This window comes from Streptomyces sp. NPDC024017 (assembly GCF_040638895.1).
Lineage (GTDB): Bacteria > Actinomycetota > Actinomycetes > Streptomycetales > Streptomycetaceae > Streptomyces.
Genome location: NZ_JBEZYZ010000012.1, coordinates 96,347 through 115,101, shown reverse-complemented (window position 1 = coordinate 115,101; position 18,755 = coordinate 96,347). Strand labels below are relative to the sequence as shown.

19 protein-coding genes are annotated in these 18,755 nt (G+C 72.9%); 13 read left to right on the top strand and 6 right to left on the bottom strand.

Translation table 11 applies throughout. The features are described 5' to 3' along the window. The first annotated feature begins 10 nt into the window (after positions 1–10). The 3 genes from AB0G20_RS29820 to AB0G20_RS29810 all read left to right on the top strand — a co-directional run bounded on the left by AB0G20_RS29820 (position 11) and on the right by AB0G20_RS29810 (position 2,369). Positions 11–928, top strand: a complete 918-nt coding sequence (locus AB0G20_RS29820) for an acyltransferase domain-containing protein (protein ID WP_361307667.1) — start codon at positions 11–13, stop codon at positions 926–928. 103 nt (positions 929–1,031) lie between these two features. Next, positions 1,032–1,742 (top strand): class I SAM-dependent methyltransferase, encoded by a 711-nt coding sequence (locus AB0G20_RS29815; protein ID WP_361307665.1) that lies wholly within the window; start codon positions 1,032–1,034, stop codon positions 1,740–1,742. A 162-nt stretch (positions 1,743–1,904) separates the two neighbouring features. Beyond that, the gene (locus AB0G20_RS29810; protein ID WP_361307663.1) at positions 1,905–2,369 is read left to right on the top strand and encodes a DoxX family protein; all 465 of its coding nucleotides are present in this window, start codon (positions 1,905–1,907) and stop codon (positions 2,367–2,369) included. A gap of 112 nt (positions 2,370–2,481) precedes the next feature. On the opposite strand, the gene AB0G20_RS29805 is transcribed toward AB0G20_RS29810, so the two are convergent. After that, positions 2,482–3,096, bottom strand: a complete 615-nt coding sequence (locus tag AB0G20_RS29805; protein ID WP_361307661.1) for an RNA-binding S4 domain-containing protein — start codon at positions 3,094–3,096, stop codon at positions 2,482–2,484. A 122-nt stretch (positions 3,097–3,218) separates the two neighbouring features. On the opposite strand from AB0G20_RS29805, the gene AB0G20_RS29800 reads away from it, so the two are divergent. The 3 genes from AB0G20_RS29800 (at position 3,219) to AB0G20_RS29790 (ending at position 5,949) form a co-directional block, all read left to right on the top strand. Beyond that, positions 3,219–3,854, top strand: coding sequence for a helix-turn-helix domain-containing protein (locus tag AB0G20_RS29800; RefSeq protein WP_361307659.1), 636 nt, complete (start codon positions 3,219–3,221; stop codon positions 3,852–3,854). Next, a complete protein-coding gene (locus AB0G20_RS29795) occupies positions 3,851–5,164 on the top strand; it encodes an MFS transporter (RefSeq protein ID WP_361307657.1) in 1,314 nt (437 codons plus the stop codon). Before AB0G20_RS29800 ends, AB0G20_RS29795 begins: the two co-directional genes overlap by 4 nt. Positions 5,165–5,244: 80 nt before the next feature. Then, positions 5,245–5,949, top strand: a complete 705-nt coding sequence (locus AB0G20_RS29790) for a uracil-DNA glycosylase (RefSeq protein WP_361307655.1) — start codon at positions 5,245–5,247, stop codon at positions 5,947–5,949. Here AB0G20_RS29790 and AB0G20_RS29785 read toward each other — a convergent pair. Next, complete coding sequence (locus AB0G20_RS29785) at positions 5,946–6,608, bottom strand: GntR family transcriptional regulator (RefSeq protein ID WP_361307992.1); 663 nt, start codon at positions 6,606–6,608, stop codon at positions 5,946–5,948. The two genes, AB0G20_RS29790 and AB0G20_RS29785, sit on opposite strands and share 4 nt — an antisense overlap. A gap of 160 nt (positions 6,609–6,768) precedes the next feature. Between AB0G20_RS29785 and AB0G20_RS29780 the strand changes: the two genes are divergently transcribed. Continuing rightward, positions 6,769–8,220 (top strand): NCS1 family nucleobase:cation symporter-1, encoded by a 1,452-nt coding sequence (locus AB0G20_RS29780; RefSeq protein WP_361307653.1) that lies wholly within the window; start codon positions 6,769–6,771, stop codon positions 8,218–8,220. A gap of 5 nt (positions 8,221–8,225) precedes the next feature. Next, positions 8,226–8,948 carry an aspartate/glutamate racemase family protein gene (locus tag AB0G20_RS29775; RefSeq protein WP_361307651.1) on the top strand — a complete coding sequence of 241 codons (723 nt, stop codon included), beginning with the start codon at positions 8,226–8,228 and terminating at the stop codon, positions 8,946–8,948. A 1-nt stretch (position 8,949) separates the two neighbouring features. Here the strand turns inward: AB0G20_RS29775 and AB0G20_RS29770 are convergent, their stop codons facing one another. Then, positions 8,950–9,564, bottom strand: a complete 615-nt coding sequence (locus tag AB0G20_RS29770; protein WP_361307649.1) for a gamma carbonic anhydrase family protein — start codon at positions 9,562–9,564, stop codon at positions 8,950–8,952. A 10-nt stretch (positions 9,565–9,574) separates the two neighbouring features. After that, positions 9,575–9,988 (bottom strand): RidA family protein, encoded by a 414-nt coding sequence (locus AB0G20_RS29765; protein ID WP_361307647.1) that lies wholly within the window; start codon positions 9,986–9,988, stop codon positions 9,575–9,577. A 145-nt stretch (positions 9,989–10,133) separates the two neighbouring features. Between AB0G20_RS29765 and AB0G20_RS29760 the strand changes: the two genes are divergently transcribed. Both AB0G20_RS29760 and AB0G20_RS29755 read left to right on the top strand, forming a co-directional pair. Continuing rightward, the gene (locus AB0G20_RS29760) at positions 10,134–10,913 is read left to right on the top strand and encodes a nucleotidyltransferase domain-containing protein (protein WP_361307645.1); all 780 of its coding nucleotides are present in this window, start codon (positions 10,134–10,136) and stop codon (positions 10,911–10,913) included. Positions 10,914–11,099: 186 nt separating this feature from the next. Beyond that, positions 11,100–12,992: an FUSC family protein gene (locus AB0G20_RS29755; RefSeq protein ID WP_361307643.1), complete on the top strand. Its 1,893-nt coding sequence runs from the start codon at positions 11,100–11,102 to the stop codon at positions 12,990–12,992. Positions 12,993–13,079: 87 nt separating this feature from the next. Here AB0G20_RS29755 and AB0G20_RS29750 read toward each other — a convergent pair whose 3' ends face one another. Beyond that, the gene (locus AB0G20_RS29750) at positions 13,080–14,033 is read right to left on the bottom strand and encodes an endonuclease/exonuclease/phosphatase family protein (protein WP_361307641.1); all 954 of its coding nucleotides are present in this window, start codon (positions 14,031–14,033) and stop codon (positions 13,080–13,082) included. Positions 14,034–14,167: 134 nt separating this feature from the next. Between AB0G20_RS29750 and AB0G20_RS29745 the strand changes: the two genes are divergently transcribed. The 3 genes from AB0G20_RS29745 to AB0G20_RS29735 all read left to right on the top strand — a co-directional run bounded on the left by AB0G20_RS29745 (position 14,168) and on the right by AB0G20_RS29735 (position 16,660). Continuing rightward, complete coding sequence (locus tag AB0G20_RS29745; protein ID WP_361307639.1) at positions 14,168–15,532, top strand: amidohydrolase; 1,365 nt, start codon at positions 14,168–14,170, stop codon at positions 15,530–15,532. Positions 15,533–15,632: 100 nt separating this feature from the next. Then, positions 15,633–16,322: a DUF899 domain-containing protein gene (locus AB0G20_RS29740; RefSeq protein ID WP_361307637.1), complete on the top strand. Its 690-nt coding sequence runs from the start codon at positions 15,633–15,635 to the stop codon at positions 16,320–16,322. A 155-nt stretch (positions 16,323–16,477) separates the two neighbouring features. Beyond that, positions 16,478–16,660: a hypothetical protein gene (locus tag AB0G20_RS29735; RefSeq protein WP_248501361.1), complete on the top strand. Its 183-nt coding sequence runs from the start codon at positions 16,478–16,480 to the stop codon at positions 16,658–16,660. A 9-nt stretch (positions 16,661–16,669) separates the two neighbouring features. Here the strand turns inward: AB0G20_RS29735 and AB0G20_RS29730 are convergent, their stop codons facing one another. Then, positions 16,670–18,550 (bottom strand): ABC transporter ATP-binding protein, encoded by a 1,881-nt coding sequence (locus AB0G20_RS29730; RefSeq protein ID WP_361307990.1) that lies wholly within the window; start codon positions 18,548–18,550, stop codon positions 16,670–16,672. Positions 18,551–18,755: the final 205 nt, after the last annotated feature.

The following is an 18,755-nucleotide window of genomic DNA, read 5'->3' as shown; positions in this document are numbered from 1 at the left end:
GGGGAGCCGCATGCTGCCGGACGCCGACACACTGCCCGAGATCCTGCTCGATCTCGCGGTGCCGCACGAGGACATCAACGACCTGGTCGCCCTGCGGCGGACACTCACCGGGGATGCCGGGGCCATGAGGCTCCTGGAGGAGTGCGTCGAGCAGCTGGTACGGGACATCGGAGAGGTCGGGGCCGGGGCCGGGGCGCCGCTCGCCGAGCGCGTCGCCGAGGCTCCGGCCGCGCTGGGCCCCTACTTCGCCGTGTACGTGTTCGTCGCGGCGTTGCCGCACACGCGCGCGTACCACCGCGAGCGGGGTGTCACGGCCGATGTCAGCCGCCGCACCCTCGCCGACCTCGGGCGGAACGTGGCGATCCATCGACGGCGGCACGGCACGGGAGGATTGCGGGTCCCGCAGTGGCTCACGCACCACTTCCGGGGTGAGCTGTACCAGCTGGGACGGCTCCAGTTCGAGCGGGCCCGCCTCGGGCAGCGGACGGGGCGGGCGGTGGCGGCGGCAGGGCTGGACGCGGCGCCGGGGGAGCCTTGTCTGAACCTGCACATCCCGGACTTCCACGGGCCGCTGTCACCGGCGGCCTGCGACCGTTCCCTGGAACTGGCGCGGGAGTTCTTCGCCCGCCACTTTCCGCGGGAGCGATATCGCGTGGCGGTGTGTCACTCCTGGCTGCTCGACCCGCAGTTGAAGCGCCACCTCGACCCGGACTCCAACATCGTCCGGTTCCAGGAACGCTTCGAGCCCGGTCGCGAGCCCGGCGAGGAGCCGGAACCGGCGGACGCCGAGCCCGTCCGCTTCGTCTTCGGAGACCCGGACCTGCCGACAGACGCCCTGCCGAGACGCACGTCGGTGGAGCGGGCGGTGGGGGACCACCTGCGGGCGGGCGGCCACTGGTACGTGGAGCACGGCTGGTTCCGGCTGTAGCCGCCGTGGCCTCTACTCCGGCCCCCCCACAGCCCTGTTCACTCGGTCGGGTGAAGGCGGCCGTCACGGGAACGGGCGTGCGGATGCGTCCCGTTGGACGGGCATGGAGATGAGAATGCGTGAGGGGTACGAGGGGACGGGACCCGGGGCCATCACCCCGGACGGCTGCGCGGTGGAGCTCTACTCACGGCTGCCCGTCGGGGACGAACCGGAGGTCATCGCGGCCGCGGTCCCCGAGGGCGCGAGCATCCTGGAGCTGGGCAGCGGAGTAGGACGCATGACCCACGCACTGCTGGAGCGCGGCTTCACGGTCACTGCGGTGGACGAGTCCGCCCCGATGCTGGAGCGCGTGCGCGGCGCGCGGACGAAATGCGGCCCGATCGAGGAACTGGACCTGGGCGAGACGTTCGACGTGGTGCTGCTCGCGTCGTTCCTCGTGCACACGGGAGACGCCGAGGTGCGGCGAGGCATGCTGCGCACCTGCGTGCGTCATGTCGCGGAGGGCGGCTGCGTGCTGATCCAGCGGGAGGGCGAGGACTACCACGAGAACGTGCCGCGCGAGCGCAAGGACCCCAGCGGCTTCACCGTGCGGATCGCGTCGTCGGAGCCGGCCGGCGACGGGGTCAACTCGGTGCGTGCGGAGTACGAGTTCCCGGACGCGGTCTGGACCCAGACGTTCCGGGCACGGCCCCTGACCCAGGCCCAGTTCGAGGAAGCGCTGGAGGAGGCGGGCCTGAAGGTGGACCGCTATCTGACGGAGGACCGGATATGGGTGCGGGCGGTTCCGGCGGTGCCGAAGGTGCCGACGGTCTAGGGGGCTCGGGTGAGGGAGGGCCCGCCTGCCCGTGACGGGCGGAGGGACGAGGGAATCGGGGTGACATTCCGCTCGACTTCTCCTCGATGGCGATGAGTTCCGGGACGACGGCCGGTCTACCTCTCCGACACCACCACGGACCGCTTCCCCCAGGAGACCTCCATGTCCGAGACCACCGCTTCCGTCACCGCCGCCGACTCCACCCCGGCCGGCGTCGTCGTCGCCGAGTCCGCGACCGCTCGCGGGCGGCGTGCCCGGATCGCCCTGCGCGCTCTGCAGGTGCTGCTCGCCCTCTTCTACGCGATCCCGAGCGCCCTGCCCAAGCTGATCGGGCACGCGTCGGCTGCCGAGTCGTTCGAGCGGCTCGGCTGGGGCAGCGTGGGGATGTACATCATCGGCGTGCTCGAACTGGCCGGAGCGATCGCCCTGTTGATCCCGGTGCTCCAGTCGGTGGCGGCGATGGCGCTGAGCGCGTTGATGGTGGGCGCGTTCATCGTGCAGATAGCCGTCTTCGACGGGCAGTACGCGGCGACGCCGCTGATCCTGATCGTGCCGCTCGCCCTCATCGCGTGGGCACGGCGGGGGCACAACGCGGATCTGCTCCGGCTGCTCCGGCGACGGGCGTGACCGGGTGCGACCGGGTCCGACCGTGTCGCTTACGGCTCCGGCGGCGTCCGGGAGGGTCTACCGGCCCGTCCCGGGCGCCGGTCTGAGGGGTGGTGCCGGTTCCTCGGCCTGCTCACGGCCTCGGTTTGCCCGAGCCGCTGCCGAAGGCCCCGCCGGGACCAGGGCCGGGGCCCGGCCCGCCGCCCGGGCCGGCCACGCCGCGGAGGCGTTCCATCTCGCGGCGGTCGCGCTTCGTCGGGCGGCCCGCGCCGCGGTCGCGGATGCCAGCGGGGGCGACGGCCTCGCGGGGCGGGGGCGGCGGGGAGTTGTCGATGTAGCACTGGGTGGCCACGGGAGCCCCGACGCGTTTGCGGATCAGCCGGGTGACGACGACGACCCGCTCGCGGCCCTCGTGCCGTAGACGCACCTCGTCTCCTACGCGGACGGCGTGTGCGGGCTTCACGCGCTCGCCGTTGACGCGCACGTGGCCTCCCCGGCAGGCGGTGGCTCCCATGGAACGGGTCTTGACGAGACGCACGGACCAGATCCAGCTGTCGACGCGCACGGTCGTGCCGCCCTGCGGGCCCGCGGCCTCGGCGGCGGCGATCGCCGCGGCGACCTTCGGATCCAGGGTGTTCGAATCGCCGTTCTCGGAGCTGCCGGCGGCCTTGGGGGACTCGGGCGCCGCGCCCGGGCCCGCGTCCTCGGTCCCGTCCGCCCCCTCGTGCTCCGCACCTTGAGAAGCCATGCCCCGACCTTAGTCCTCCGAGTCGCCCCGCCGGGCGGGATATCGCCCGCCGAGCCAACTATCCCAAACAAGTTTTGCAAAAACTCTTTTGCTAAAAGGTCCCGGCGCCCTAACCTCCCGGCATGGACAGCGACGAGCACAAGCGCGTACTCGATCCCGAGCGCGACACCGCCGCCCTGAAGGCCCTCACCCACCCCCTGCGTATCCAGCTGCTCGGACTGCTGCGGCAGGACGGGCCCGCCACGGCCAGTGAGCTGGCCGCGCGGACGGGGGAGTCCTCGGCGTCGGCCAGCTACCACCTGCGGGTGCTGGCGAAGTACGCGTTCATCGCCGAGGCCGAGCACCGCGACGGGCGGGAGCGGCGCTGGCGGGCGCTGCACACCGTCACGTCCTGGAGCAACGAGACGATGGAGTCCACCGCGGCGGGCCGGGCCTTCGTCAGCCTGGCGCGGCGGCGGCAGATCGAGCACCTGGAGAGCTCCCTGGCCCGGCACGAGGCGGACATGGCCGCCGGGCGGCTCGGCAAGGAGTGGGTGGAGCCGTCCGGGATCAGCGACCTCATGCCCCGGCTGACGGCCGAGTCGGTCACCGAGCTCCTGGAGACCGTCGCGGGCAAGCTGGAGGAACTGAACGCTCGGGACGCGGACGACCCGCGCGCTGAACACGTCGTGCTCCTCACCGCCGCCCTGCCGTTCGCCCCGCAGGAGCGGAACGACAGCGGGCGCGAGGACACGGCCCCCGAGGCAGCCACCTCATGACGGACCTCGTGACCCAGCCGCCCGGGACACGGAGCGCTCGCCGTCGTTACGTCACCGTCTGCGCGCTCCTCTGGCTGCCACCGGGCCTGGGCATGGCCTCGATGGTCCTGCTGCTCGGCGAACGCGGCATGTCCCTGGCCGCGATCGCGGGGCTCTTCGCCGCCCACTCGCTGACCGTGGCCGCGCTGGAGCTGCCCACCGGCGGGCTCTCCGACGTCCTCGGGCGCCGGCCGGTCCTCGCCCTGGCCGGTGTGCTCAACGTGGTCGCCTGCCTCCTGATCGGCCTCGGCGCCACCGCCTATGTGCTCACGGCCGGCATGGTGCTCATGGGCGTGGCCCGGGCCCTGGCCAGCGGTACCGCCGAAGCCTGGTACGTCGACACCGTCCAGGCGGGTTCCGGCCCCGAAGCCGATCTGCGCACGGGCCTGGCCCGGGGCGGTTCCGCGACCTCCGCCGTCCTCGCGGCAGGGCTCCTGCTCGGAGGCGCCCTGCCCTGGCTGCTCGGCCTGGGGCCCGATCCCGGTACCCGGCTGAGCGAGGCGACGTCCGGGGCGGTGCTGCCGCTGTCCGTTCCCCTGCTGCTGGGCGCCGCGGTCCAGGTCGTCTTCGTCTGCTACGTACTGGCCGTCCTGCGGGAGCCGCCACGACCACCGGCCACCCTGCGCTCCGTGGTGCGTGGCGTCCCGGTCACCGTCATGGGCGGACTGCGGCTGGGCGGACGGGACGCGCTGGTCCGCCGGGTCCTGATCAGCGCCGCGGCCGCCGGAAGTGCCCTGGCCGCCATCGAACTGCTCGTACCGGGCCGTACCGTCGCGGTCACCGGCGCGACCGGCTCCGGGGCGATGATCTACGCTGCCCTGTCCTGCGCGGGTTTCGTCTGCTCCGGTCTCGGCAGCCACCTCGCGCCCTTCGCCGCCCGGGCCGCGGGCAGTGGCGAGCGGGCCGTCCTGGTCAGTCTCGCCGCCGGGGCCGGAGGCCTGCTGTTCCTCGGGGTCACCGCGACTTCCGGCCACCCGATGGCCACGGGTCTCGCGGTCGCCGGCTTCGGACTCTTCTACCTCGGGCTGGGCGCCGCCTCCCCGAACGAGAACGAGCTGCTCCACCGCAGCGTCTCCAGCGCGGGCCGCGCCACCGCGCTGTCCGTCCAGTCCCTCGCCCAGCAGCTGGTCGGCGCGCTCACCGGCCTGATCGTCGGGGCCCTGAGGCCCGGCCCGCTGCCCTGGCTGCTGACGGGAGCCGTACTTCTGGCCGGCGCCCTGCTCTGGCTCCGCCCGAGCGGTGAACGGGCCCCGCAGGTCAGCAGCGCCTGAGCCCGCACCCCGGCGGCGCCGGACCTGCCCAGGATCTTGCCCCTGTGACGAGCGCGCGACCCTAGGCCTACCGTGGAGTGATGGACGCCAGCGGCCTTCCCCTCCTCGACCGGCGCATCGCGGACTGCCGGGCCTGCCCGCGGCTGGTCTCCTGGCGGGAGGAGACGGCCCGTACCAAGCGAGCCGCCTTCGCGGACTGGACGTACTGGGGCCGGCCGGTGCCCGGTTTCGGGCCCGCGGACGCCCGGCTGCTGATCGTGGGACTCGCCCCCGCCGCCCACGGCGGCAACCGCACCGGCCGGATGTTCACCGGCGACCGCTCCGGGGACGTCCTCTTCGAGGCGCTGTACGACGTGGGCCTCGCCTCCCAGCCGACCGCCGTGCACGCCCACGACGGCCTGGAGCTGCACGGCGTACGCGTCACCTCGCCCGTGCACTGCGCCCCGCCCGCCAACAAACCCACCCCCGAGGAGCGGGACACCTGCCGCCCCTGGCTCGTGCAGGAACTGCGGCTGCTGCGCCCGACGCTGCGGGCCGTGGTCGTACTCGGCGCCTTCGGCTGGCAGGCCGCGCTGCCCGCGTTCGCCGAGGCCGGCTGGTCCGTTCCCCGGCCGCGCCCAGCCTTCTCCCACGGCGCCCGGTTCCTTCTCGGCGGCCTGGAACTCTTCGGCTGCTTCCACGTGAGCCAGCGCAACACCTTCACCGGACGGCTCACCCCCACCATGCTGCGCGACGTCCTGCGGGCGGCCGGGCGGGCGGCGGACCTGCCCACCGAAAGCGGCTAGGGAGCCTCCTCGCCGAACAGGTGGCGGACCGTGGAGCGGTAGTTGGTCCGTACGTGCGTCAGCGCGTGCGCGCGGGCGCGCTCCGGGTCGCCCGAGGCGATGGCCTCGTACAGCTCGCGGTGCTCCACGAGGAGCTGGGGCCACTCCTCGTTGCGCCGGGTCATCCAGCGCAGCCGGCCGGCGACCGGTTCCAGGGCCTCGGTGAGCAGGCTGTTGCCCGCCATCGCCACGATGCCGTCGTGCAGCCGGCTGTTGACGTCGGTGATCGTCTCGGCGTCCCCGGCCTCGGTGGCGGCGGCCGCGCGGTCGAGGAGTTCCTGCATCCCGGCCAGATCCTCCGGTGTCGCGCGGGAGGCGGCGAGTCCGGCGGCGTAGACCTCCAGGGCCTCGCGCAGTTCGAACAGTTCCTTGACGTCGGTCGGGGTGAGGCGCCGCACGACCGTGCGGCGGGGGGTCTCGAAGTGGACGAACCCCTCGGCGACGAGGGCGCGGATCGCCTCCCGGACCGGCACGCGCGAGACACCGAAACGCTCCGCCAGCTCGCGTTCCACCAGGCGGTCGCCCGGGCGGAGACTGCCGGCGATGATCTCCTGGCGCAGATCGGCCGTGACGCGTTCGCGTACTGCTCCGAGGGGTTCGATCTTCGTCATGGAACCCATCCTCGTCGACACGAAGGGTCTTTTACGGAGCGTTAACGAGAGCGACATCGGTCAGAACGGTTGACGGGGAGAGCATGAGCGAAGTTTGGTATACCAAAACCCCCCGCTGAGCAGTGCCCACCGAGCAGTCCTCCGCCCTCCCCTCGCTCATGGAGGCCCCGTGTCACTCGCCGACCGTGCCGCAGCCACCGGCACCCCAGCGTTCGTCCCCGATCCCCGGCTCACCAACGAAGACCTCGCGCCCGCCAAGAAGCGGAACTGGAAGGTCTTCGACCTCTTCGCCATGTGGATGTCCGACGTCCACAACCTCGGCAACTACACGTTCGCCGCCGGACTGCTCTTCCTGGGCATGAACGTCTGGCAGATCTTCACGTCCCTGCTCGTCGGCTTCGTGATCATCTACATCGGCATGAACTGGATGGGGAAGATCGGCCAGCGCCACGGCGTGCCCTTCCCGGTGGTCAGCCGGATCGCCTTCGGCATCTGGGGCGCCAACATCCCGGCGCTGATCAGGGCCGTGATCGCCATCATGTGGTACGGCATCCAGACCTACCTCGCCTCCGTCGCCGTCAACGTGATGCTGCTGGCGGCCTGGCCCGGACTGGAGTCGTGGACGCACAACTCGTTCCTGGGCCTGGACGCGCTCGGCTGGGTCTCCTTCATCGCGCTGTGGCTGGTCCAGGCGGCGATCATCAGCCGGGGCATGGAATCGGTCCGCAAGTTCCAGGACTTCTGCGGCCCGGCGATCTGGCTCGTGATGATCGCACTGGCCGTGTGGATCCTCGCCAAGGCCGGCTGGACGATCTCGCTCACCTCCACCCCGCACCCGGTCTCCGTCGGCGAGCAGTGGCGCCAGTGGTTCGGCGCGATCGGCCTGGTCCTCGCCACGTACGGCACCCTGATGCTCAACTTCTGCGACTTCTCCCGCTTCGCCCCCGACTACAAGTCGGTCAGGCGCGGCAACTTCTGGGGCCTGCCCGTCAACTCCACGGCCTTCGTGATCGTGTCGGTCATCGTCACCGCGGGCGCCTTCGAGGTCTTCGGCAAGGAGATCACCGACCCGGCCTACCTCGTCGCCGAGATCGGCAACACCTGGGTGCTGGTGGTGGGCGCGCTGACCTTCGCCATCGCCACCATGGGCGTCAACATCGTCGCCAACTTCGTCTCACCGGCGTACGACCTCGCCAACGTCTGGCCGCAGAAGATCACCTTCAAGATCGGCGGCATGATCAGCACCGTCGCGGCGCTGCTCGTCACCCCCTGGAACCTCTTCTCCAACCCGACCGTCGTGAACTACTTCCTCGGCGGCCTCGGCGCGTTCCTCGGCCCGCTGTTCGGCGTGATCATGGTCGACTACTACTGGGTCAAGCGCGGCCGCGTGAACGTGGACGAACTGTTCGACGCCTCTCCCGGCGCCCGCTACCACTACCGCAAGGGCTTCAACCCCAAGGCGCTGTGGGCGTTCCTGCCGGCGGCCGGTGTCGCGGCGGTGCTCGCGCTGGTGAAGACCTTCAGCGACGTCGCCCCGTACTCCTGGTTCATCGGCACGGCGCTCGCCGCCGGGCTGTACGCGGCCCTGTGCCGTCCCGAGCGCGCCACCGCGGAGGTCTGAGAGACGTGCGGATCGTCGTCACCAACTGCAACACCACGCAGGAGATGACCGAGGAGATCGTGCGAGGTGCCCGGGCCGCCGCAGGCCCGGGCACCGCCGTGACCGGACTGACCCCCGCCTGGGGGCCGGCGTCCGCGGAGGGCTGGCTCGACAGCTACCTGTCCGCAGCGGCCGTCCTGGACACGCTGCGGACCTACGACGGACCGCCGTACGACGCCGTGGTCATGGCCGGATTCGGGGAGCACGGGAGGGAAGGCGCACGGGAACTGGTGGACGTACCGGTCGTCGACATCACCGAGGCCGCGGCGCATCTCGCCTGCCTGCTGGGCCGCCGCTACGGCGTCGTGACCACGCTGGAGCGCTCCTGCGGCCAGATCGAGGACAGCCTGGAGACGGCGGGCGTGGCGCGCAACTGCGCGGCGATCGTCGGCACGGGCCTGAACGTGCTCGACCTCGGCGACGACGAGCGGACCGAGACGGCGTTCCTCGCCGCCGCCGAACAGGCCTGCGCGGCCGGGGCGGAGGTGCTCGTCCTGGGCTGCGCCGGCATGACGGGGCTGCAGCGGATCGTCGGGGAGAAGCTGGGCCTGCCGGTCGTCGACGGGGTCGCCGCGGCGGTCAAACTGGCGGAGTCGCTGGTGACACTGGGGCTGACGACGAGCCGGGCGGGGAGCTACGCCGAGCCGCTGCCGAAACCGAGGGTGTGGGGCAGGCCCGGACGGCCGTAGGTCATGACGTGCTGCCCGGGTCGTCGAGGGTGACGTCGTCGCGGTGGGCCCCGTAGAACCCCGACTGTCGGGCCATGACCTGCCGCATGGAAGTGCCGCGCGGGATGCCGTACACCGTGCCGGGGAAGTCCAGCGCCTCCTGGATCTGCCAGAGCTCGTCGTGCTCCCCGGGCGCGAAGAGCCGGGCCCGGGGCGCGCCCGCCGCGATCCAGCCGATGGGCAGAACGGTGCCGGGCGGCAGCACGGAGTTGACGTGCAGCACGCTGTGGATCCGCAGTTCCGAGCCGACGCACGCGAGGGCACCGGGGAAGACGCAGGCACCGGTGGCCACGAAGACCTCGTCCTCCAGGGTCGCCCCGTTGACATGGGCGTGCGGGCCGACGAGTACCGCGTCACCGATCACGGTGGGGTGCGCGGACCGCCCCCGCACCAGCGCGTTCTCCATGACGACCACGTCCGAGCCGACCCGCACCTCCCCGTCCTCCGCGGTGAGCACGGCCCCGTGCAGCACCCGGCTGCGCTCACCGAGGACGACGGCCCCGCACAGGACGGCCGTCGGGGCGACGTACGCGGACTCGGGGACGACGGGGCGCCGCCCGCGGTGCTCGATCAACATGGGACTCTCCTCAGGCGGACGACCCCTCGGGCACGACGGCTGTCGCCGTGATCTCCACCAGTTGTCCCGTGTACCCCAGACACGCCACGCCGATCAGCGTCGACGAGTGCGGACCCGCACTGAGCCCGGACGCCTCGACGACACTCCAGACGGCCGACAGCACGGCGGGCTCACTGCTCACGACGTACACGTCGGTCGCCACCACGTGCGCCAGATCGCTCCCGACGGCGGCCAGTTGCTCCCGCAGATTGCCGATGACCTGTTCGGCCTGCCGCACGGGATCTCCGGGCCCGACGAGCGCGCCGTCCGGGCCCAGCGGTACGGACCCGGCGAGGAACGCCAGCCGCGTGCCGGCTTCCACGACGGACACATGGGAGTAGGCGGGTGGCGGGAAGAGGCTCGGGACGGTGACGCGGCGGATCACGTGAGGTCTCCGATCTACGGGCGGCGACAGGACAACCCACCGATCATGCGGGCCCCGGCACACGCCCGCACCCGTATTTCGGTTCCCGGCGACGGAGCCGTCCCCCTAGGCTTCTCCGGATCCCGCCTGCCCAGGAGCCCGAAACGTGCCGACCCTCCCGGACCACAGCTTCCTCGCCGCCACCGCGGACCGCCTCGCCGGCCTGCCCGCCGTCGAGGCCGTCACCCTCGGCGGCTCCCGGGCCCAGGGCACCGAACGGCCCGACAGCGACTGGGACCTGGCGGTCTACTACCGCGGCGCCTTCGACCCGGCCGATCTCCGCGCGGTCGGCTGGGAGGGCGAGGTCTGCGAGATCGGCGCCTGGGGCGGCGGCGTCTTCAACGGAGGGGCCTGGCTGACGATCGAGGGCCGTCGCGTGGACGTGCACTACCGCGATCTGGACGTGGTCGAACACGAGTTGACGGAAGCGGAGGCCGGCCGCTTCCGCGTCGAGCCCCTCATGTTCCACCTGGCGGGCATCCCGACGTACCTGCTGGTCGCGGAACTCGCGATCAACAAGGTGCTGCGGGGTTCACTGCCGCGTCCGGGTGGCTACCCGCCGGCCCTGCGCGAGAGCGCCCCGGCGCACTGGCACGGCATGGCCGCGGCCACCCTCGCCTACGCCAAGGCCGGCCACGCGCCGAAGAACGCCGTCACCCAGGTCGCGGGCGCGATCGCCCTCGCCGCGGCACAGACCGCGCACGCGGTGCTGGCGGCGCGCGGGGAATGGGTCACCAACGAGAAGGGTCTGGTGGCACGGGCGGGGTTGCAGGAGGTGGACGCGGTCGTACGCAACCTCACGGACGACCCGGCCGCACTCGCCCGCACCGTCACCGACGCGGAGACGCTCCTCGCCCGGGCCGTGGAAGCCGTCACCGCCGGGTGAACCAGTAGGGCGTTCTGGATTGCGTACATCTGGATTGCGTACATAAAGAACGCCGGCTTCGAGCCGTCCGACACGTTCCGGAAACCTATCCTCCAGGAACCCCACCTACCGTGGGCAGCCACACCCCGCCCCGGCCGCCGTCGCCCGAAGGCTCACCCCTGCCCTCGTCGAGACGACAGGAGCCCCGTGTCCCGCCGCATCGCCCCGAAGCTTCCGCCCTGGCTCGCGCATGCCCTGCATGCCCAGCGGGGGCCGGTGCCCTGGAGCGCGGTGACGCGGGGGGCCCTGTCCGCCGGGCCCGTGCTGCTCGTGGCCGTACAGACCGGTCTCACCTCCCTCGGCGTCGTCGCCGCCATCGCCGCCATGCTCGCCGGGATCAACGACCGGCCCGGGAGCCGGCGCGTCTCGGTCAAGCGGATCGGAGTGCCCGCCCTGGGCGGTGCGGTGGGGCTGGTGGTCGGGACCTACACCGGGCAGGAGACCGGGGCGGTCGTGCTGACCGTGGTGCTCACGGCCGTCGGGCTGGTCGCCGGAGGGATGAGCGCCGTCGGGCCCGTCTCGTCCGCCGTCGGAACGCAGTTGCTGGTCGGCGCGGCGATCGGCGCCGGGATGCCCCTGCCGGAGCCGGGATGGGAGCGTGCCCTCGCCTATCTCGCCGGCGCCGGGTGGCTGCTCGTGCTGCGGCTCGCCCTGCCGACGCCCGGCTCCCTCGCCGGTGACTTCCGGTTCGACGGGGAGCGGGAGGCCGTGGCCGGCGTGTACGACGCCGTCGCCGAGCTGCTCGACGCCGTCGGCGGGCCGGACGCCATCCGCCGCCGGGCCGCCCTGACCGCCGCCCTCGACCACGCCCAGGACGCCCTCGCCGGGCCCCGGCTGCGGAGGTACGCCTCCTCCTCCACCGAGCGGCGGCTGCACGCGCAGTACGCCGCGGCCCTGCCCCTCGCCGAGGCCGCCACCGCCCTCGCCTGGGCCGAGGAGGCCGTCGCCGAGCGGGCCTCCGAAGGCCCCCGGCGGCTCGCCGCCGCCGTACGCGGCAACACCCACACCGGGCCGCTGCCCGCACCGTCCCGTTCGGCGCCCGCCCTGCGGGCCCTCGACGACGCCCTCCTGCATGCCGCCGAGGTGTTCGACCAGGGCCGGGGCGGCGATCTGCACACCCGGCCCCGCAGCGCCGGGGACCGGCTGCGCGCCGCCTTCGGCAGTGCCGGACGCGAGTACGGGCTCCGCGTCGCCCTCTGCTTCGGCGCCAGCTCCGCGGTCGCCCAGGCCCTGCACCAGACGCAGTGGTACGGGCAGCACGAGCACTGGTACTGGCTGCCCGCCACCGCCGTGTTCCTGGTCAAGCCCGACCTCGGGCCGCTGGCCTCGCGGGTGCTGAACCGGGCCGCCGGGACCGTCCTCGGGGCGCTGCTCTTCGCCGGGCTGGCCGCCGTTCTGCCCCACCCGGAAGGGCTCATCGCGCTCGTCGCCCTCAGCGGAGCGCTGATACCCGTCGCCACCCGGCACTTCGCCGCCCAGACCGCGGTCGTCACCGTCCTGGTCCTCGCCCTGGTCATGGTCGGCGGCGAGCCGCAGGCCTCCGCCGGCCGGATCGGCGAGACGCTGCTGGCATGCGCGATCGTGCTGATCGTCGGGCACCTGCCGATGCCCGGACAGCGCGGCGGGGGCGTGCGCGCCCGGCTCGCGGCGGCGAGCGACGCCGCGCACGCCTACCTCGCGCACGTGCTCGACGAGGCCGACGCCCCGCGCATCGGGACCTCCGGCACCCCCTCCGACCACCGCGCCACCCGCTGGACCCTGCGCCGCGAGGCCTACCGCACCCTGGCCGAGGCCCGTTCGGCCATCTCCCTCGCCGCGCACGAACTGCCCGCCCTCGCCCGGCACACCGAGGGCGCGGACGAGGTGGCCGACCTCCTCGAACGCCTCGTCGACACCACGACCGCCTGCGCCGTACACCTGGACGACACGGGCCGGATCGGGCCGCGCCACAAGGAACGCCTCGCGGCCGTCCTCGCCGAACTTGCCGGACGAGGAGAACGGGTGGGACTACGGCGGCCCCGGACACCCCTCGCCGGGTAGCGCCCGGCATCGCCGCCGGCCCGCGGTCCGTCCTCCCGGCCGCGACCGCCTCTTGTCGCAGCGGCCGCTCCGGCACCGGCGACGTGGTCAGCCGCCGACCCGTACCCAGACCGGGGCGTGGTCCGATCCGGGCTCGCCCCGGCGCTCCGCCGGATCCGGGCCGACCGACGGCAGGCCGGGCGGGCCCTCGCCGGGCAGACCCGTGCCCGCCGCCGTCACGCGGTGCACCAGGCGGTGGCTCAGCAGCACGTGGTCGATCAGCTCGCGCCGCCCGGAGTTCACCCGGGACCAGCGCTGCCCGGGCGGGATGAGCGGGGCCACGTCCCACAGCCGCGTCGCGTCGCCCCGGTCGGGCCGGTCGTAGCCCGGGGTGCCGATCTCCGAGCCGGGCGGGCCGAGCAGGATCTGCGTGGTCGCCGCCTGCACCTCGTCGTTCAGGTCGCCCAGTATCGCCACGTCCCGCCCCTGCCCGTCACCGGCCAGCAACTCGTCCGCGAGCGCGCGCAGGGCCGTCGCCTCGGCCGCCCGGCGGTACAGGGCGTAGGCGCCGTAGCGGGCCCGTTCGCCCTCGTCGCGCGGCTGGAACCGGCCGTCGGGATACGACAGCAGCTTCGACTTCAGATGACAGACGGCCACCCGCAGCGGCCCGTCCCCGCCCTCGACCTCCACCGCGAGGACGCCCCGCCCCGCCTGTCCCGCCGTCAGCCCCGCATCGTCCGCCTGGACGGGACGCAGCTCCGCCGGGAACGCCCGCGTGTCGGCCACCACCGTCACCGCCGTACGGCTCAGGAACCCGACCCGTATTCCCCGGCTGTCCGCATGCTCGGACAGGGCGACATGCCAGTCGTCGTCGAGCATCCCGGCCAGGTCCTCCAGGGCCTCGGGGTCTCCGACCTCCTGCACGCCGAGCAGGGTCGGATCGAGTTCGGTGATCACGGCGGCGAGCGCGGCGAGCTTCGCCTCGTACCCGGCGTCGTCCTTCGGGCCGTACGGGCCGCCGGGCCGGTAGAGGTTCTCCAGGTTCCAGGTGCCGAGGAGCATGCCGGGCTCCTTTCAGAAGCCGACAGACGGGGTGGTGAGGCCAGGGTGCGCGCCCGGCCCGCCCCGCGACAGAGCCGTGACGGGATGTGCGGTTCGGCTCATGCCGCCCTACGACGCCGTCGTACGTTGGCGTGGTGACGCCTTCTGCCGCGGACAGTCCCGCCGACCTCATCATCAGCGCATGTACCGTCCTCGTGCACGACGATCAAGAGCGGATCGGGTTCACGCGGGACGCCGCGATCGTCGTACGAGACGGCGTTGTCGAGGCGGTCACGACCACCGCCGAGGCCACGGACCTGCCCGCCGCCGAGCGCATCCACGCCCCCGGCCAGGTCGCCCTCCCCGGTCTGATCAACTGTCACACGCACGCGCCGATGGTCGCGCTGCGCGGCCTCGCCGAGGACCTCCCCACCGAGGAGTGGTTCAACGACGTCGTCTGGCCCGTCGAGTCCAACCTCACGGCGAAGGACGTCGAGTTGGGGGCACGGCTCGCCTGCGCCGAGATGATCCGGGCGGGCGTCACCTGCTTCGCCGACCACTACTTCGCCATGGACGCGGTGGCCCAAGTGGTCGCGGACTGCGGTCTGCGGGCCCTGCTCGGGGAGGCCTTCTTCTCCTCGCAGGGCCCCGAAGGCCGGGAACGCTCACTGGAGTTCGCACTGCGGCACCGCGGAGCGGCCGACGGCCGGATCACCACCGCGCTCGCGCCGCACGCCCCCTACACGGTCGACGACACCGACCTCGCCGCCACCGCCCGGCTCGCCGGCGAGCACGGTCTGCCCGTGCACCTGCACGCCGCCGAGAACCGCGACCAGACCGACACCAGCCTCGCCCGCCACGGCGTCACTCCGATCGAGGTCCTGGAACGCACCGGCATCCTCGACACGGACGTGCTCCTCGCCCACGGCACCGGCATCGCCGACCGCGACCTGCCCCTCCTGCAGCGGGCGGGCGGTCGTACGGCCGTCGCCAGCGCGCCCCGCGGCTACCTCAAGTTCGCCTGGCCCGACACCACACCCGTCCGTGCCCTGCGCGACATCGGCGTCGACGTCGGACTCGCCACCGACGGCGCAGCCTCCAACAACAACCTCGACGTGTGGGAGTCCATGGCACTCACCTCGCTGGTCCAGAAATCGGCCGAGGGCGACCCCCGCTGGCTGACCTCCCGCCAGGCCCTGCACCACGCCACCCTGCAGAGCGCCCGTGCCGTGGGGCTCGGGGACAGCGCAGGCAGCATCGCGCCCGGCCGCAGGGCCGACATCGTCCTGGTCGACCTCACCGGGCCGCACACCCAGCCCGTCCACGACCTCGCCGCCACCCTCGTGCACAGCGCCCGCTCCGCCGACGTCCGCACCACGATCGTCGACGGGCGGATCCTCATGCGCGACCGGGAACTGGTGACGATCGACGTGCCGGCGGCGGTACGGGAACTGGAGGAACGGCTGCCCGCGCTCGTCGACCGCGGCCACGGCCGGCGCATCCAGCAGTACGACACCTGACGGCACCACGAGGTGCTCCGGGAAATTCTCCCGGACAGCGATGAGTTCCGCGCCTCCCGCCGGTCACCACCCCCGACGGACCGTTGTCACAGGAGGGCCCATGTCGCTTCCGGATATCGTCTCGCGCGGCGAGTGGCGCGCGGCGCGCGCGGGACTGCTGCTCAAGGAGAAGGCCGCCACCCGCGCGCGGGACGCGCTCAACGCCGAACGGCGCGGACTGCCCATGGTGGAGGTCGACGAGGAGTACGTCTTCGAGGGCGGGGACGGCAAGGCCACCCTGCTCGACCTGTTCGAGGGCCGGCGCCAGCTCGTCGTCTACCACTTCATGTTCGCGCCCGAATGGGACGCGGGCTGCCGCAGCTGCTCCGCATTCTTGGATCAAATAGGGCATCTCGCCCATCTTCGGGCCCGTGACACGTCGTTCGCGGCCGTGTCCCGCGCGCCCTACCCGAAGATCCTGCCGTTCAAGGCGCGGATGGGCTGGCCGCTGCCCTGGTACTCGTCGTACGGCAGCGACTTCAACCGCGACTTCGAGGTGACCCTCGAGCGCGAGGGCGAGCTCGTCGAGCGCCCAGGGCTCAGCTGCTTCCTGCAGGACCACGACCGTGTCTTCCACACGTACGCGACCTACGAGCGCGGCCTCGACGGCCTCGGCTCGACCACCAGCCTGCTGGACCTCACCGCACTGGGCCGGCAGGAGGAGTGGGAGGAACCCCAGGGGCGTGCGTCGGCCTTTGGGGCGCCTGCGGGAAGTGAGCGCATCCGGTACCACGATGAGTACGACGACTGATACGGAAAGTGAACACATAGGCCAAGAGGCTGAGAGGTTGGTCACACTTGGCGGTGAACGCGTGTCAACTACGTCTCAGAACCGTCACTTCGCGAGCCGTTAACCCCATCGTTGGCGTTTAACTCTACGAGTACAGCGCTACATGGAGGTGCAGGGTGAACGGGCGAACGGTGCTCGAGAGCTTTCCCGCCGGTGGGCCGCGCGGCTCCTGGCCTGCGGAGGAGTTCGCGCAGGCGCGGCGCAGCGAAGGCCTGCCCGCCGAGGTTGTCATGGACCTCGCCACGGACATGTTCCTGGTGATCGTGCGCAGCGGGGACGCGGCCGACGCCACGGCCTGACGTGTGCCGTCAGCCCGCCTTCGGCGCCGGCACCTTCCTGACCGGCGCGGGTGACGAGGCGAACTGCTCCGCCTGGAGCGCGTACAGCTCGGCGTAGAGCCCGCCGGTGGCCAGCAGCTCGTCCGGCGTCCCGGACTCCACGAGCCGGCCCTGGTCCAGCACGTGCACCAGATCCGCGTGCCGTACGGACGCCAGCCGGTGCGTGATCAGCACGACCGTCTGGCCGCTGTCGGCCAGGGCGCGGATCCGCTCGAAGACCTCCAGCTCGGCCCGGGCGTCCAGGGCCGCCGTCGGCTCGTCCACGATCAGGATGCGGCCCCTGCGGTAGGCCGCCCGGGCGATGCCCAGCCGCTGCCACTGGCCGCCCGACAGTTCGTGTCCGCCGCTGAAGTTGCGGGCGAGCAGCGTGTCCAGCCCGCGCGGCAGGTCCGCGATCACCGTCTCCGCCCCGGCCTCGGCGACCGACGCGGCCAGCCGGTCCTCGCACACCGGCGCCGAGGTACGCCCGAGGGCGATGTTCACCCGGGCCGTGAACGGCCACCGCTTGAAGTCCTGCGCCACCATCGCGATCCGCTCGGCCAGCCGGTGCCGGTCGGCGGTCGCCGCGTCCACGTCGTCCCACAGGATCCGCCCCCTCTCCGGTGTGTAGAGCCCGGCGAGCAGCTTGACCAGGGTCGTCTTGCCGGAGCCGTTCTCGCCGACCAGCGCGACGATCCGGCCCAGGGGGAGGGTCAGGGTCACGTCGTCGAGAGCGGGCCGGGCGGAGTCGCCCGGGTAGCGGAACGTGACGTTCTCGAAGCGGATCTCGCGCGGGTCCTCCGGCAGCGGCATGCCGCCCTCCGGGATCGCCCGCTGCGCCGCCTCCGTGTACAGCCGGTGCAGGTCGCCTACGAAGAGAGCCTCCTCGTGCAGCGCGTTGACCTCGACCACGAGGGTGTCGAGGCTCTGTGAACCGGTCCGGATCGCGATCACGGCCGTACCCGCCACGGACAGGGCCATCGCCCCGGCCAGGAGGAGACCGCCGAGCGTGGCGTACGTCGCCACGGTCGCCAGGCCCGTCCACGCCGCCGCGATCAGGCCCGTGCGCGCGGCGAGCCCGGCCAGGCGGGCCTGCTCGGCCTCGGCCGTCTCCGACATCGCGCGGAAGTGCCGCAGCAGGAAGGAGCCCACCCCGTGCACCCGGATCTCGGGGGCCGCCTCGGGCTCGATCAGCAGGTTGCCGAGCAGCCGGCCCGCCCGGGCGTGCTGCACCCAGGCGTGGAAGGACTCGTAGCGCCGCCGGGCGACGGTCAGCGCGCTCCAGGCGCTCGGCAGGGTCATCGTGACCAGCAGCGGCAGCAGGGCCGGGTGCAGCACGGTCAGCACGCCCGCCGCCGCGACCAGCGAGATCATCGCGTTGATCACGCGCGTCCCGTAGGAGATCATCCGGCGCGCCGAGGCTGCGCCGTACTGCGCGGTGTCCAGCAGCTTGTGGAAGGCGTGGTCCTCGATGGCGGCCAGCTCCACGGCCGCGGCCCGCTCCAGGTACTGCTCGGTCGCCACCCGCTCCACCTTGGGCTCCAGCCGGCCGGTGGCGTAGGTGCTCGCGGCCCGCAGCAGGGCCGCGAGGAACATCTCCACGGCCACCGTGACCAGGGCGGGGACGGCTCCGCGCAGACGGTCGTCGATCGCGCCGCCGCCCATCAGCCGGGCCAGCACGCTGTTCACCGCGAGCAGGCTCACCGCCTGCGCCACGCCCCGGCCCGCCTCGGCGGCCAGCACGATCCGCGCGGCGCCCCGGTCGGCCTGCCGGGCGAGCCGGAGGCTGGAGGCGAGCAGGGACGGCAGCCGGGTGATCATGGCGCGGAAGTTCAGCTCCAGGAACGCGTCGGCGTGCTGGTTCCAGCCCATGTCGTAGCGCAGCGGCCCGCCGAAGAGCAGCCGCTCCGACTCGGACACCTCCGGCGCGGTCCGCTTCTTCTCCACCGTCGACCGACCTCCCCGCTCGGGCCCGCTCCTGAACGAACGGCCACTATCGCGGCGCCGCCACCTGCCCGGGCAGGGCGCAGCCCGGGGCGCCGGATGCGCGCGGGCGCACGACCTGGCCGGGGGGAGG